This is a genomic window from Salinimicrobium sp. WS361 (genome assembly GCF_050750585.1).
In the GTDB taxonomy this organism is placed as follows: domain Bacteria; phylum Bacteroidota; class Bacteroidia; order Flavobacteriales; family Flavobacteriaceae; genus Salinimicrobium.
The window spans coordinates 177750-193130 of record NZ_JBOJLM010000004.1 but is presented as its reverse complement, the minus strand read 5'-3'; the positions used below and the strand labels follow the sequence as shown (position 1 = coordinate 193130).

Here is a 15381-nt window from a genome sequence, read left to right as displayed (position 1 = left end):
ATTAATCTAATTGTAAAAGGTATTCACCGTACCCGCTTTTTAAAAGAGGCTGGGCCAGCTTATGCAGCTGCTGTTTATCTATATAGCCCATATTATAGGCGGTTTCTTCTATTGCCCCTATCTTCAATCCCTGTCGTTCTTCAATGACCTGCACAAATTGTGAAGCTTTCATCAGGGAATCAAAGGTGCCGGTATCGAGCCAGGCCGTACCTTTATCCAGAATGCTCACCTGTAACTTCCCTTTTTTGAGGTAATTGTTGTTCACGTCGGTGATCTCAAGTTCTGCCCTTCCTGAAGGTTTTATGCCCCTGGCGATCTCTACCACTTCATTATCGTAGAAATAAATTCCCGGAACCGCAAAATTTGACCTGGGAGAAACGGGTTTTTCTTCAATAGAAATTACTTTTCCTGTCTCGTCAAAATCAACAACCCCATAGCGATTTGGGTCATGCACGTGATAGGCGAAGATCATTCCGCCATTGGGATCACTATTGCTTTGCAGCAGTTTATCAAGTCCCGAACCATAAAAAATATTATCTCCCAGAATAAGAGCGACTTTATCATTACCAATAAAATCGGCTCCAATGATAAAGGCTTCGGCAAGTCCCCTCGGCTCATCCTGCACTGCGTATTGAAATTCGCATCCATACCGGCTTCCATCTCCCAACAGCTCCCTGAACAAAGGCAGATCTTTGGGAGTGGAAATTATGAGGATCTCCCTAATTCCTGCCATCATCAAAGTGGAGAGCGGATAATAGATCATAGGCTTATCATACACCGGCATTAACTGCTTGCTCACCGCAAGCGTTAAAGGGTGAAGTCTTGTTCCCGATCCTCCTGCCAGTATTATGCCTTTCATGCCCTGTATTTTTCCAGGTACCAACGTACCGTTTTTTCTATACCCGATTCAAAGTTCTCATCGGCTTTCCAACCCAGTTGTGATTCAAGTTTTGTAGCATCTATAGCATAACGCTGGTCGTGCCCCGGCCTGTCTTTCACAAAAGTGATTAGCTGGGTGTAACTTTCGCCGTTTTCACGAGGAACCAGTTTATCAAGAATTTCAGAAATCTTCTGGGCAATGTAAATGTTCTCCCGTTCATTGCGGCCACCAATATTATAAGTCTCTCCAAATTTGCCATTTTTGAGTACCAGGTTGATGCCTTTGCAATGATCTAAAACGTATAACCAGTCCCTCACATTCTTGCCGTCTCCATAAATGGGAATAGGTTCTTCTTTTAGGGCTGTTCGAATAATAGTAGGAATCAGTTTTTCATCGTGTTGATGAGGTCCGTAATTATTAGAGCAGTTGGTTGTTAAAACAGGCATTCCATAGGTATGGAAATAACTGCGAACCAAAAAATCTGAAGCTGCTTTTGAAGCCGAATACGGACTATTTGGCGCATACGGAGTTTCTTCTGTAAACAATCCTTCAGCTCCCAATGTGCCATAGACCTCATCGGTTGATACGTGAAGGAATTTAGCGTCGCTGTACTCTTCCTTCAGTTCAAATGGGCCATCCATCCAAAGATTATAGGCAGTTTGCAAAAGGTTGAAGGTTCCATTGATGTTTGTTTCAACGAAGGCCGCAGGATTCAGAATAGAATTATCTACATGAGATTCGGCTGCAAAATTTATCACCCTCGAAAAATGGTATTTTTCGAAGAGATTTTTTACCAGCTCCTTGTCTCTAATATCCCCTTTTACGAAAGTATAATTCTCCTGCCCGTCTACTTCCAGGTTGTCGAGACTTCCGGCATAGGTGAGCAGATCTAGGTTGACTATGTGAGTATCTTTATCCTGAATAAAAAGATTGATATAATTGGAACCTATAAAACCGGCTCCACCTGTAACCAGAGTGTATTGTTTATCGTTCATTTATGCTTTCTCTTTTTTAGGTTCTTTCTCTTTTTCGGATACCTTCGGAACTTCGAAAATTTGTTCCAGTATTTTTTCAGTAATAAGATAGGTCGGTTTTACGCCGGTAGTTCCAAGTCCGCCTGAAGCCAAAGTACTTCCTGTTTCCAGCGGGTTATCTGATGCATAATAAGCATATCTTACCTTAACATCTTCACTGATGTTTTTTCTTAACCTTGCCGCAGCCTGTACAGCCTTTTGGTAATGCGCACCTTCCATCTCCAGCCCCACTACGTTCCATGTAGATTCGTGGAAAAACTTTAGGATGTCTTTGTTTTGAAGGGAAGTTCCTAAAACAGTGATCATAGAACCATCGCACACGTGGATTCCTTGCCCTTCAAGGTCTTCTTTGGAAAGTTCATTGTGAAAAGGATAATTATCAGCTGTACCTTCAAAAAGGTGTGCGGTTGGGATCATGATATCACCCTTACCCCCTACAAGAATTCCGGCTTTCCCCATGATAGAGATTGAGGCTACATTCAGGTGAATATTACCGTGTTCGGACTGGTAAGGCTTCAGCATTTCATCCATGGTTTCGTAAGCCTGCTCTCCAAAAGCGTAATCCATAACCATGATCACCGGCTTATCTTCATCCTTTACCTTACTACCATTCTTGAATTTTGGATCTACCAACGACATCCTGGCGCTATCAAAAACCTGTACATCAATGTTGGCACCACTGGTATCTTCAATAAAGACCATTCCTTCAGCAACAGCATTTTTCATCACTTTCATTCTTAGCTGCCCATTGGCATTGTTACTAAGATCTTCATAGATTCCGAAGAGGGATTTTTTCTTGAGCTCAGGTTTTAAAGCTTCCGAAGCATAAAGCGTATTCATCACGCTGTGCATGTTTGCACTTATAATGTGCAAAGGACGGTTCATCAGGTTTTTCTCCAGGAGAACTTCCTTTACCTTATTTGCCCAAATTTCCCCGTGAATGTGATGTCCCAGGCGTTCTCTAAGCACAGGGCTAAAGGTCACGATACGTTTGTTGTTGTTGAGCATTTCATCTAACGCCAGTTTCCCCAGGTAATAAATGATATGCAAAAATCTCTCGGGACTGGTTGAGGTGCTAAAAAGGGGATAAATAGTGGTCACTTCCCTAAAGGTACGGCCAAGAATATTAGCCGTGTGAGTAAGTGCAACTTCACGCTGCGCCTGGGTTAAAGGTTCCTTTTGAGTCACCGCAACCTCCAGCTTTTGCCAGTCACGCGATACTTCTCCTTCTTCATCAATAAGCACCCGTCTCATGATCTTGTGAGATTCGATAAAAAGGAAAGTGAGGTGAGTAAGAATATCATAAATTTCTGAACGCCCGCGGGTGATCTCAATATTCATTTGCTCCTCATCGATCCTGTAGCAGTTTCTGCGCCTTTTTGGAGGAACGATAGGTTTAAAGTGAGAATTACCGTAACCTTCATCGCTGGTGAGGTTGATGAAGCGACATTCTTCAAGGCCAAGCGGAAGCCTGTCCATGACGTACAGAAGTCCGTTAAGCTCAACTTTTTCTTCGGCTACAGAGCCATATATTTCGGGACGAAGAATTAAAAGAGCTTCGCGCAGGGTTTCCCCCGAAACTCCCATGGGCTTATAGAACCCCCTGTTAAAGAGGTGACGCATAGTAATATACATGCGTTCTATAGCGTTGGAGCTTTCCTGTGCTCTTGTACGTCCCTGTAATTTTAAATTACCCATAATTTATTTGCTGTTTTTTATATTTTCCAAAACTTCGGCAATCTTACGATCGTTAGATAGTCTTGGTAGTTTGTTTTGCCCGCCCAGTTTTCCAATGGACTTCATATAATGCTGAAAGCCATTTGTGGGAACGGGGTTGATTTTTAATTGCTGAAGGATCTTGCCTTCTATCAAATCCAGATAATAGGAGTTTTGCTGCTGAAGAGATTTATCTAATGCTACTGCAAAAGTACCTAAATCTTTGGGTTCTTCCTCAAATTCAATAAACCATTCGTGGTACGGCAGTTGATCTCCTTCGGGAGTGATTTGTGGTGCCACGGTGAACTCGGTGATCTGGATACCTGTGCCTGCCGTGGCTTCCTGCATGGCCTGCTCCACTTCCTTGGCAATAACGTGCTCTCCAAAAGCCGAAATAAAATGCTTAATCCTCCCTGAAACTATCACCCTGTAAGGCGCGAGAGAGGTGAACTGAATGGTATCACCCAGATTGTACGCCCACAACCCTGCAGTAGTAGAAATGATCATCACGTAGTTAATTCCCAGCTCCACTTCCCCAATGGTATATCGCCGCGGATTTTCAGAATAGAATTCATCAGCCTTAATAAACTCATAGAAGATGCCTGAATCAAGTAGTAGTAACATACCTTTTTCATCCTGCCTGTCCTGATATGCAAAAAAGCCTTCTGAAGCAGGAAAAAGTTCAATACTGTCCACCCTTCGGCCAATCAGACTTTCAAATTTTGCACGGTAAGGTTCAAAGTTGACACCGCCGTAAATGAAAAGGTTGAAATTAGGGAAGATATCTCCCACCTTCTTTCCTGTGCGTGCCTGTAGTCTTTCAAAATACATTTGTACCCAGGAAGGAATCCCGCTAATAACGGTCATATCTTCCTTTACAGTTTCACCTACTATAGCTTCCACCTTTGTTTCCCAGTCTTCAATAGTATTTGTCTCCCAGGAAGGCATTCTGTTGCGTTGCAGGTAACCTGGAACATAATGTGCTGCAATTCCGGAGAGCCTGCCCAGTTTCACACCGTTTTTCTCATCAAGTTCGGGGCTCCCCTGGAGAAAGATCATTTTTCCATCTACAAAATCGGCTTTCCCGGTATCATTGATGTAGCACAAAATGGCATTTCGTGCTGCATCTATATGTGTGGGCATAGATTCTTTAGTCAACGGAATATATTTCGCCCCACTGGTAGTACCCGAGGTCTTGGCAAAGTAGATAGGTTTGCCCGGCCAAAGAATATCTTTCTCGCCCGCAACCACCTTTTCTACATAAGGTTTTAGCTCTTCATAATCTCTTACAGGCACACGAGCGGCATACTCGCGGTAGCTGGAGATGTTCTTAAATCCGTGATCTTTTCCAAATTCGGTATCCGCCGCCTTTTTTAAGAGCTGCTCAAAAACCCTTTTTTGGGTCTCTACTGGTTTAGTTGCCCAGGAATTGATTTGGCGCCGAATGTAAGCTGCGAATATTTTAGCTGCAATTGATTTTACTGACATACCTTTTATTCAAAATCTATAAAATCTGTGGGGTTTACAGGGCGTCCTTCGCTCCAGAGTTCAAAATGCAGGTGCGGGCCGGTAGAATACTCACCCGTAGAACCTGCTGTTGCCACCACTTCTCCTTTAAGCACCCTGTCTCCCTGCTCTTTAGTGAGTGAAGAGTTGTGTTTGTAAATAGAGATAAGACCATAGCTGTGTTCTATAATAATGACGTTCCCTGTCTCTGCAGTCCATCCCGAAAAAATGACAGTACCATCGGCTACAGCTTTTACAGGAGCGTTATGTGACGCTACAATGTCTACCCCAAAATGTTTATCCTTAATATTATATCCTTCTGAAAAAGGCCCTTTTAGAGGCGGAAATAATGCGTAGTTGGCACGGCTGGTAGCGGTCTCAAGAAAATTATACTTGTCTTCCTGCACTACTGTTTCCCGGAGCAGGCTATCTTCCTTTGAAGGTTTTAAGTCTACCTCATCTGCGCTTAACCGGTGAGCTTCCATTAGCGAATCTCTGTTGAACTCCGCAGGTTTAACATCTCCAGAGAGTACGCGTTTTATAGATGCCAGGTATTGGTTATTTAATTCCACCACAGTCTGGAGGGAATCAGTTTTATAGGCAAGATGCAAAGCTCTTTGTTGCAGTTCGGTTGACGAATACCCTGGAATGTACTCTCTTAGCCCGGTAAAGGCAATAAGCACTGTTGTGCCCGCAATTAGCAGAATTGCTGAAAGGGTTGCTACCACAAACACATTAAGGCGGGTAAGTTTAAAAGACAGTTTTTCTTCAAAAGTGTCTTCATTGAGAATAACAAGCCGGTATTTATGCAGGAGCTTTTGCCTGAAATTTCTTTTATGTTCGGTGTTCTTTGTCATATTTAATGCCTTAGGCAAAGATATATAAAGATATTTACAGAGGTTTTATACCCTCATAAACAAATGGATTAAAGTTTTATTACTAACTTTGCAACATTAAATTGATTATTATGAGTGCAGTTTTTATACCATTGCAGATTGGAGCACCACAAATCATATTAATTGTGATCGTTGTGTTGTTGTTGTTTGGAGGAAGAAAGATCCCTGAACTGATGAGAGGATTGGGTAGCGGAATTAAAGAATTTAAAGACGCTTCAAAAGATGATACTCCTGCCAGCAAACCCGAAGAGGACAAAAAGAGATTATAATTTTTCTTTCAATAGAATAAAAAACCCAACTTACGTTGGGTTTTTTATTTTCTACCTTATTGGTTATTTTATCTCTGCCGATTTGAGGATGGCCTCAAGCTCCATCATATTTTCCCTCTTTTGGGCCGATGGTGAAAACGCAAATCCTTCTAAAATTACGTACCTGTCATTTTCTTCATCCAGAACAGCGTAATTAATAAAAGGGCCTCCCATAAAATCTCCTTTTACTTCCCAGATCCCTTTAGACTCCCACGCAAATTTTCCGTCAATTTGAGATTCAAAAAGATAGGGAGCATATGCCGACTCAGTTACCATGTAACTATTATCCACTCTTCCAGGGATATGTACTTTTCCTATAGAATCACGCATCTCAATAATGTTGCCCACTATGTTGGTATCTTTCTCGATTACATGCCTGGGAACTTCATACACGAGAATTTCCATACTGCCGGTAGGAATATCTTTTCTGATCCAGAAAAAATCATCAGTTTCCTTGGCATAACGGTATGCCGTTGGGAATTTTAAAGAAACACCAAGCTGCTCTTCAAGCTTTTCATCACTTTTAAGGGATTTCTTGATGCGGCGCTGCTGCTCGGCAAGTTCTGTTTTTTTAAAGGTTGAAATGATCTTTTCAGCATTTTCTTCAATTAGGGAAATGATTTGCTCATTATTCTCCCCCGTGATAAGGATGCCTTTTTGTGGCCTTGCATAGGCGTCATCGGCCATTTTTATTGCAGGCTCCTGCCCTTTCTGAATATGTAAAAATATCCTGTTTTTCCTCGCAAAGCCCTGGTAAGCTTCAGGTGGCATCTGGCTTAAGGAGAATAATGGCTCTTCTTGCGGCAACCCATCTACCGGGGCAGCAAGATAACGCCGTACAGCCTCTCCAACCTCACCCGTCCACAGGTCGTTTTCCATGACCACTGTGAGATTGTTGATCTTTCCGGAGGAACTGGCAATCACTACAGGATCTTCTTTACCATTACCACATCCGGTTAAAACAAAAAGAACGGAAAAAAAAGCGAAAAAATTTTTCATAGATCGAATTTAAGCGGGACTACTACCCGTCTGAGAGTTTTAATTTCATTCCGGGTTTCAACCGGTTGCTGTTCATATTATTCAGGCTCTTTATTTGTTTTACAGTAACCCCAGGAAATTTCTTTGAAATGCTCCAAAGAGAATCCCCGTGTTTTACAGTATATATTCTGGAGGAAGAGGAATTTTCGGCTGTAGCCGAATTTTTCCGTGGGTAAATAAGCAGTCTTTGGCCTATTCTAAGGTTATTGCTCCTTAAGTTGTTCCACTGCTTGATCTGGCTTACCCCTACCCCGTATCTCTCGGCAATCTTCCCGAGGTAATCACCCCGTCGCACCCGGTATCTCACTGTAGATTCGGGTTGAATGAGTTGTGGTAGTGCTTCTTCTTTCTTTTCTTCAAGCGCCTGTGTATAGCCATAGATTGCTTCCTCATTGTTCACAAAAAGTCCGGTCCTGTTTCTGGGCAGGCGCAGGCTGTATTTCTCATCTTCCACAAAGGGAATAACATCAAGTTTATAACTTGGATTGAGGAACTGCAACATTTCCTTTTCCACCCCTGTCACCTGGGAAATCTGCTCAAAAGTGAGCATTTTCCGGGGGTGAATAGTATCGGTCTCAAAATAGGTGGTTCTTGGGTGAGGAGGCTGAAAACCATGTTCTTCGGCATATTCAAAAATATACATAGTGGCCAGAAAAGCGGGCACATACCCTGCTGTTTCACGTGGAAGATAAGGCCGAAGATTCCAGTAATTGGTAGAACCTCCACTACGCCTGATGGCCTTGGATACATTTCCCGGCCCTGAATTATAGGAAGCCAGAACCAGATCCCAGTCTTCAAAAACCCGGTAAAGTGTGGAAAGATATTCAGCAGCAGCTTCGGTGGACATAATTGGGTCCATTCGCTCATCTACATAGGAGCTCACATCAAGCCCGTGCATTTTTCCTGTTGCGAACATAAACTGCCACAGCCCTGTTGCACCCACGCGTGATCTCGCACGAGGATTAAGGGCAGATTCAACAATGGCCAGATATTTAATTTCCAGCGGGATATTGTACAGGTCCAGCTTCTGCTCAAAAAGGGGAAAATAATAGGTGCTTAAAGCCATTAACCGCTCCATTCCCTTCTTATTTCTCTTGAGGTATGATTTTATCACATTCTCAAGCAAAGGGTTGTATTCAACGTTAAAAGGGGTTTTAGCATTTAGCTTTTGCAGCCTTAACTTTAAAGTATCGGTGGGAAGATCATCAAAAACTACTTCATTGTATTCCTGGTTTAGAAGAGAATCTTTCAAATCCATATATAAACTGGATTCGAACAACTCCTGCTGCCATAGAGAATCTATAGTGGCTGCTCCGGGGTCGTCTAAAAGGGCAAATATAAGAGAGTCTTTGATGATCTTATGCACCGGTACCTTATTGGCAAGGTCTACATCATCACTATCTAGTAAAAGGAAGAAGTCCTGTTCGGGAAGCCTTATGGTATCGCCCGTTTCTTTGTTCTCCTGTCCATCCACATCCTTTTTCCCTTCTTTTTTGTCCTGGGCAAAAGCAGCTACAGACATGAGTAGCATTAAAAATGGCAAAATTTGTTTCATCCTAAAGTCATTTCTCAAAAAAACAGTACTTTTTTCCTTCAATTATCGTACCTCTTTATTTTTTTAACGCTTCAATTCCCGGTAAACTTTTTCCTTCCAGCATTTCTAGCATGGCTCCACCACCGGTAGAAACGTAGCTTACCTGGTCTTCAAGACCAAATTGTTTCACTGCAGCAACAGAGTCACCTCCACCTACAAGTGAGAAAGCTCCTTTCCTGGTAGCTGCGGCAATATGCTCACCCACAGCAATAGTTCCTTTTGCAAATGGCTGCATTTCAAAAACTCCCATTGGGCCGTTCCACAAGATAGTTTTAGACTCCTCAAGAACCTCTCCGTACTTCTTCACTGTGTCAGGGCCTATGTCAAGTCCCATCCATCCATCAGGAATTTCATCAACCGAAACTATTTTGGTATCGGCTTCTTCCGAAAAAGAATCGGCTATTACCGCATCAACAGGTAAATGGATTTTCACTCCCTTTTCTTCAGCTTTTCTAAGGATCTCCAGCGCCAGTTCAAGCTTGTCATTCTCAACCAAAGAATCTCCAATAGTACCACCCTTTGCTTTGGTGAAAGTATAAGTCATTCCGCCGCCAATAATCAGGTGGTCAATTTTGTCGAGTATATTTTCAATAACTGTGATCTTGGTAGATACTTTGGCTCCACCCAAAACTGCAGTTACAGGCTTTTCTGAACTACCCAATACCTTTTCAAGACTGTCTATCTCCTTACCCAGCAGGGCACCAACACATTTATCTTCAAAATAATTAGCCACGATAGTAGTAGAAGCGTGAGCACGGTGTGCTGTTCCAAAGGCATCATTTACATAAATGTCTCCAAGGGTAGATAATTTCTTAGCGAATTCTTCGTCTCCCTTTTCTTCTTCAGCATGAAATCTAAGGTTCTCCAGTAGCAGTACTTCTCCCGGTTTAAGATCTTTTGCAGCCTGCTGTGCCTTTTCGCCTACACATTCATCTACAAACTTCACCTCTACACCAAGAATTTCTGAAACTTTCTTCACAATGTGCTGCAGGGAATTCTTTTTATCAACACCATTTGGACGACCAAGGTGAGACATTAGAATGGCGCTGCCGCCATCTTTCAAAATTTTATCTACGGTTGGTTTTGCACCTTCAATACGACTGGTGTCACCAACTTCCTGTTGCTCGTTAAGTGGAACGTTGAAATCGACCCTTATCAGGGCTTTTTTATCCTTAAAATTATAATCATTAATGGTTTTCATACAGCTGATTTTAGCTTAAATTAAATAATTCTCTAAGATATAAAAGTGTGAAGAAATTATATCTTTGCTTATGCTATTTTCTGAAGTTTTAGGCCTTCCACACATAAAGAATCACCTCACCACAACGGTAGATAACAACCGGATTCCTCATGCCCAGTTATTTGTAGGTGCTTCGGGGAGTGGAACTCTCCCCATGGCCATTGCCTATGCACAATACATATTGTGCCAAAACACCGGTGCCGAGAATAATACCGGAAATGAATCCTGTAACCTGAAAATGAACAGGCTGGCACATCCCGATCTCCATTTTGCCTACCCCGTAGCCAACAATGACAAGGTAAAGAAAAATGCTGTTTCTTCTCATTTTACAGAAGAATGGCGGCAATTTGTACAACAGGAACCCTTCGGAAACCTTTTTGACTGGTACCAGAAGCTGGGAATTGAGAATAAACAGGGAAAAATAGGCGTAGATGAGGCGCAGGATATCGTAAAATCACTCTCGCTTAAATCATATGAAGGTGGCTATAAGGTCATGATCATATGGATGGCCGAGAAGATGAATGACAGTTGTGCCAACAAACTGCTGAAGCTTATAGAAGAACCGCCTCAAAAAACTCTTTTTCTGCTTATTACTGAAGAAGAAGAGAGCATCATCCAAACTATTAGGTCCCGATGTCAAATTTTGCATTTTCCACCTCTTAATGAAGCAGTTATTGCCGAAGGTCTTGTACAAAGGGAACAGTGTGATCGTGCTAAAGCATTGACTATTTCTCACAGGGCTAATGGAAATTACAATAACGCCCTTCACATACTCAAACAGCATTCGGGTGACGAACAGTTTGAAGAGTGGTTCATATCGTGGGTGAGAACTGCTTTTAAAGCCAAGGGAGACAAAACTGCCCTCGCCGATCTACTCGCCTGGAGCGAAATGATAGCAGGAACAGGAAGGGAAGTGCAAAAGAAATTCCTTATCTTTTGTATGGATTTCTTCAGGCAGGCGCTCATGTACAATTATAAAGCAAAAGATCTCGTTTTTATGGAACCGCAAACCAGCGGATTCAAATTAGAGAAATTTGCTCCTTTCATCACCGGAAACAACATTACAGGGATCTCAAAAGAACTCGAGGATGCCATGTACCACATAGAAAGAAACGGAAATGCCAAGATCATCCTCACCGACCTTTCTATAAAACTCACCCGACTCATTCATAAAAACTAGTTTATTATGGACAATTTCATCCCGAACATCCCGGTATATTTGATACTTATCTTTACCATCATCACCTTTTTACAATCGGGTCTTGATAAATTGTTCAACTGGAGTGGCAATTATGAATGGCTTACCGGGCACTTTAAAGGTACATTTATGGGAGGTATGGTTTCCCTGCTACTGGGCATCATCCTGGTCCTGGAAATTATCGTAGGCTTCGCAGCCTTAGCAGGAATCTTTACTTTGTATGCAAATAACGACCCCAGTCTTGCCTTATGGGCCTTCAGTCTTGCCGCAATCACGCTATTAATGCTCTTATTCGGCCAACGGGTGGCAAACGATTATGCAGGCGCCTTTACAATTGTGGGATACTTTATGGTCATAATCTTCGGAATTTTTCTCATTACTGCATAAAAAAAGGGCTCCACGTGGAACCCTTTTTAAATATTACAACAAGAGGTTTATTGGGTAACTACAGCATCTTGCTCTGTTACTCCCCTGTTTTCGTTAAGTTCTTTAAGGATCTCCTGAGTGATATCAAGCCCTTCCTCGGCATACATAATATTAGCCGATTCGTTTGATCCAAAGATGTAAGTATAATCATTTTCTTCACCATATACCTTTACAAAATCTTTCACCTTGGTAATAAGTGAATCAATAACCTGATCTCCTTCCTGTCTTAGCTGCCCACTTCTCATTTGCTGTTGCTGCTGAAGCATTTGCTGCTTTCTCATCAACTCATCCTGCGCAGCCTGTCTTTCGGCTTCAGACATGGTTGCTGCGTTATCTCTAAACGCCATAACTTCCTGCTGAAATCCTTGTGCAGCCGAATCAAGTTCTCTTTTTAAACTTTCAGACCTCTGGCTAAAATCGGCTTCCACCTCTTTCATTTCTGAATACTCCTGAATTAGAACAGTAGTATCAACATAAGCAGTTTTCTGGTTATTACAGCTGGTAAATATAGCCCCCATTGAAAGGACCAAAAATAATTTTTTCATTTTTAAGATTGTTTAGTTTCGCAGCAAAAGTAAGAAAGCATTTCCATTCCTTACTGAAAAAGCCAAAATTCTGATGCGATAAGGAAATTTAATAATATCTGAAGTTAAAATTTAAAAAAACTATTAAAAAAGGCTTTTTAAAGAGGCGAAAATAAGCTTCATCTTTAAAAATACAATCGCAACACCTCCTCTACTAAAAAAGTCGCTTAAATCGCTTTAAAATGCATTTTAGTTGTTTTTTCTGAAGAAGTAGGCCACTGAAGAATAGTTTCCAGAAGATTTAGCTTTAAAATTTGAAATTGCGCCCTTCCAAACCGCTTTTAGCATATTTGAAGCACCTGAAGCATATTTTTCTGAAAGTAGGCTTACATAAAACGAATCGAAAAAAAGCCCTTTTTGAGAGGTAAGTAAAAAACCTGATGAATTAAAAATCTTCTCTATTGCTGAAGGTGAGAAATGGTAAAGATGCCTTGGCACATCATAAGCCGCCCAGTGCTCTTTATATTTCTGCGCATCGTCACTTTTAAAATTCGGTACTGCGATTACAAGAAGTCCGTCGGGTTTTAATAATCGATATAACTCCTCAATCTGCTCTTCAAGATTAGGCACATGCTCCAGGACATGCCACAGGGTAATTACATCAAAACTACCTGAAGAAAATTCGCGGGTTTTTTCTTCCAGCTCCACTCCTTTTTTTGAAGCCAGAGCCCGTGCTCCAGAATTTGGTTCTGCTCCAAAAACTTTCCATCCCCTTTTTTTTGCAGCCAAAAGAAAATCTCCCGTCCCCGCACCAACATCAAGAATTTTTACCGTGCCCGTTTTCTCCTGTGCTATCCAGTTTAATTTCCTGGAGAGCATCAGGTTTTTTACCCGCTGGTAAATCTTATCAAAAAATCCCTTTTTTGAATCGGTATGGGAGATGTAAGATTCGCTTTTATAATAATCGGGCAAACGCTCTAAATTTGGCTGTGGAAAGGTGGCCAAAAGATCCAGGCCTTTTGCCTTCCTCAACTCAAAAAATTCTCCGCTTACAGTATGATCTTTACATACAAGTACAGGTTGTTCAGAAAATTCGAGTGGTAACATTGAATGAATTTAGAAGATGTTCCACGTGGAACGATTAATTTTATCGACCCATGTATACCAGTAAAACAGAAATATCATTCGGGCTCACCCCACTAATTCTTGAAGCCTGTGACACCGATGTTGGCTTCACCTTCTTCAGCTTTTCACGTGCTTCATAAGACATAGATTTGATCCTGGAGTAATCAAAGTCATTAGGAATTTTAATCCCTTCGAGCCTGTGAAGTTTATCTGCATTGTTCTTCTCCTTCTCAATATACCCCGAATATTTCACCTGAATTTCGGTTTGCTCAAGTACTTCCTCATTCAGGTCATTTTCCTGAATATACTCCTCTACTCCACTAAAAGTTCGGATATTCTGCATGTCAATATTCGGCCTGGAGAAAACTTTAAAGATCTTATCGCTTTGCTTCATGGGAGCCGAATTATTATTCTCAAGCACCACATTTGCTTCTTCAGGAGCAACACTGGTTTCCTTCAGAAATTCAACAAAAGCATAAGATTTGGATTTCTTCTCCTCCATCTTCCGCAATCTTTTTTCAGAAGCAAGACCAATATCAAACGACTTTTCTGTAAGCCTGAAATCTGCATTATCCTGTCTCAACAGCGTACGATATTCGGCTCTTGAAGTAAACATTCTATAGGGCTCTTCTGTTCCTTTTGTGATAAGATCATCAATAAGAACTCCAATATAAGCTTCGCTGCGTTGCAGGATAAACTCTTCTTTTTCCTGCACTTTTAAAGCCGCATTAATACCTGCCATCAAGCCCTGAGATCCGGCTTCTTCATAACCTGTAGTTCCATTGATTTGTCCGGCGAAATAAAGTCCGCTAACCAGTTTGGTTTCCAGGGTATGTTTTAACTGCGTGGGCGGGAAATAATCGTATTCGATAGCATAACCCGGTCTAAAGAATTTCACATTTTCAAATCCGGCGACCGAACGCAAAGCTTTAAACTGCACATCTTCGGGTAGCGAAGTAGAAAATCCGTTGATATACATTTCTACCGTATTCCAACCTTCAGGTTCTATAAAAAGCTGATGCCTGTCTTTATCAGCAAAACGATTGATCTTATCTTCAATTGAAGGACAGTATCGCGGACCAATGCTTTTAATTCGACCGTTAAACATTGGGGAACGATCAAAGCCTTCCTTTAAAAGATTATGCACCTCGGGAGAGGTGTAAGACATGTAACAGGATCTCTGTTTTGTGAGAGGTTTTGTTTCGTCAAGGTAAGAGAATTTAGCAGGTACATCATCGCCAGGCTGCTCAGTCATTTTTGAATAATCTAAAGATCTTCCATCAACACGTGGAGGTGTTCCGGTTTTCATTCTTCCGGCCTCAAAACCCAGCTGAACCAATTCTTCGGTAATTCCGGTAGCAGCTCTTTCCCCTGCTCTTCCTCCTCCAAATTGTTTTTCACCAATATGAATAAGACCGTTTAAAAAAGTACCGTTTGTAAGAATAACACTCTTCGCTTTAATCACTATTCCTAAAGAGGTTTTTACACCCACTACTTTATCACCTTCAATGATAAGCCCAGAAACCATTTCCTGATAGAAATCGAGATTAGCTGTTGCTTCCAGCCTAAGTCGCCAATGTTCGGCAAACATCATCCGGTCGCTTTGCACCCGCGGACTCCACATAGCAGGTCCTTTAGATTTATTGAGCATCTTAAACTGAATGGCACTGGTATCACTCACCAATCCGCTATAGCCACCAAGTGCATCAATTTCCCGAACTATTTGACCTTTTGCAATCCCACCCATTGCAGGATTACAACTCATTTGTGCGATGTTTTGCAGGTTCATGGTCACTAAAAGTGTGCTGCAATCCATATTGGCTGCGGCCGCTGCGGCCTCACTTCCGGCATGACCGGCTCCTACAACAATAACATCATATCTTTCCTGAAACATAA

14 protein-coding genes are annotated in these 15381 nt (G+C 41.8%); 3 read left to right on the top strand and 11 right to left on the bottom strand.

Annotated elements, in window-relative coordinates; translation table 11 throughout:
- Position 1: 1 nt before the first annotated feature.
- The 5 genes from rfbA to ACQ93I_RS05535 are packed head-to-tail and all read right to left on the bottom strand — an operon-like array spanning position 2 to position 5993.
- Positions 2–859, bottom strand: coding sequence for a glucose-1-phosphate thymidylyltransferase RfbA (gene rfbA, locus ACQ93I_RS05555; protein ID WP_431697558.1), 858 nt, complete (start codon positions 857–859; stop codon positions 2–4).
- Positions 856–1875, bottom strand: a complete 1020-nt coding sequence (gene rfbB, locus ACQ93I_RS05550) for a dTDP-glucose 4,6-dehydratase (RefSeq protein ID WP_431697557.1) — start codon at positions 1873–1875, stop codon at positions 856–858. The genes rfbA and rfbB overlap by 4 nt, the downstream gene beginning before the upstream one ends.
- A complete protein-coding gene (locus ACQ93I_RS05545) occupies positions 1876–3612 on the bottom strand; it encodes a DUF6909 family protein (RefSeq protein ID WP_431697556.1) in 1737 nt (578 codons plus the stop codon).
- A gap of 3 nt (positions 3613–3615) precedes the next feature.
- Positions 3616–5118 carry a GH3 auxin-responsive promoter family protein gene (locus ACQ93I_RS05540; RefSeq protein ID WP_431697555.1) on the bottom strand — a complete coding sequence of 501 codons (1503 nt, stop codon included), beginning with the start codon at positions 5116–5118 and terminating at the stop codon, positions 3616–3618.
- A gap of 5 nt (positions 5119–5123) precedes the next feature.
- Complete coding sequence (locus ACQ93I_RS05535; RefSeq protein ID WP_431697554.1) at positions 5124–5993, bottom strand: M23 family metallopeptidase; 870 nt, start codon at positions 5991–5993, stop codon at positions 5124–5126.
- A 110-nt stretch (positions 5994–6103) separates the two neighbouring features.
- On the opposite strand from ACQ93I_RS05535, the gene tatA reads away from it, so the two are divergent.
- On the top strand, positions 6104–6301 hold the full coding sequence (gene tatA / locus ACQ93I_RS05530) for a twin-arginine translocase TatA/TatE family subunit (RefSeq protein WP_431697553.1): 198 nt from the start codon (positions 6104–6106) through the stop codon (positions 6299–6301).
- A 63-nt stretch (positions 6302–6364) separates the two neighbouring features.
- Here tatA and ACQ93I_RS05525 read toward each other — a convergent pair whose 3' ends face one another.
- Genes ACQ93I_RS05525 through ACQ93I_RS05515 form a run of 3 tightly spaced genes read right to left on the bottom strand, consistent with a single transcriptional unit; the run spans position 6365 to position 10173 of the window.
- Positions 6365–7339 carry a DUF4837 family protein gene (locus tag ACQ93I_RS05525; protein ID WP_431697552.1) on the bottom strand — a complete coding sequence of 325 codons (975 nt, stop codon included), beginning with the start codon at positions 7337–7339 and terminating at the stop codon, positions 6365–6367.
- A 22-nt stretch (positions 7340–7361) separates the two neighbouring features.
- A complete protein-coding gene (locus tag ACQ93I_RS05520) occupies positions 7362–8933 on the bottom strand; it encodes a LysM peptidoglycan-binding domain-containing protein (protein WP_431697550.1) in 1572 nt (523 codons plus the stop codon).
- 55 nt (positions 8934–8988) lie between these two features.
- Positions 8989–10173 (bottom strand): phosphoglycerate kinase, encoded by a 1185-nt coding sequence (locus ACQ93I_RS05515; RefSeq protein ID WP_431697549.1) that lies wholly within the window; start codon positions 10171–10173, stop codon positions 8989–8991.
- Positions 10174–10243: 70 nt separating this feature from the next.
- Here ACQ93I_RS05515 and ACQ93I_RS05510 point away from each other — a divergent pair, with 70 nt between their 5' ends.
- On the top strand, positions 10244–11392 hold the full coding sequence (locus ACQ93I_RS05510; RefSeq protein ID WP_431697548.1) for an ATP-binding protein: 1149 nt from the start codon (positions 10244–10246) through the stop codon (positions 11390–11392).
- A gap of 6 nt (positions 11393–11398) precedes the next feature.
- Positions 11399–11797: a DoxX family protein gene (locus ACQ93I_RS05505; RefSeq protein WP_431697547.1), complete on the top strand. Its 399-nt coding sequence runs from the start codon at positions 11399–11401 to the stop codon at positions 11795–11797.
- A 47-nt stretch (positions 11798–11844) separates the two neighbouring features.
- Here ACQ93I_RS05505 and ACQ93I_RS05500 read toward each other — a convergent pair whose 3' ends face one another.
- From ACQ93I_RS05500 to mnmG, 3 genes are all read right to left on the bottom strand, one after another.
- On the bottom strand, positions 11845–12381 hold the full coding sequence (locus ACQ93I_RS05500) for an OmpH family outer membrane protein (RefSeq protein WP_431697546.1): 537 nt from the start codon (positions 12379–12381) through the stop codon (positions 11845–11847).
- Between the two features lie 228 nt (positions 12382–12609).
- Positions 12610–13467 (bottom strand): class I SAM-dependent methyltransferase, encoded by an 858-nt coding sequence (locus ACQ93I_RS05495; protein WP_431697544.1) that lies wholly within the window; start codon positions 13465–13467, stop codon positions 12610–12612.
- 40 nt (positions 13468–13507) lie between these two features.
- Positions 13508–15379: a tRNA uridine-5-carboxymethylaminomethyl(34) synthesis enzyme MnmG gene (mnmG, locus tag ACQ93I_RS05490; protein WP_431697543.1), complete on the bottom strand. Its 1872-nt coding sequence runs from the start codon at positions 15377–15379 to the stop codon at positions 13508–13510.
- Positions 15380–15381 lie beyond the last annotated feature (2 nt).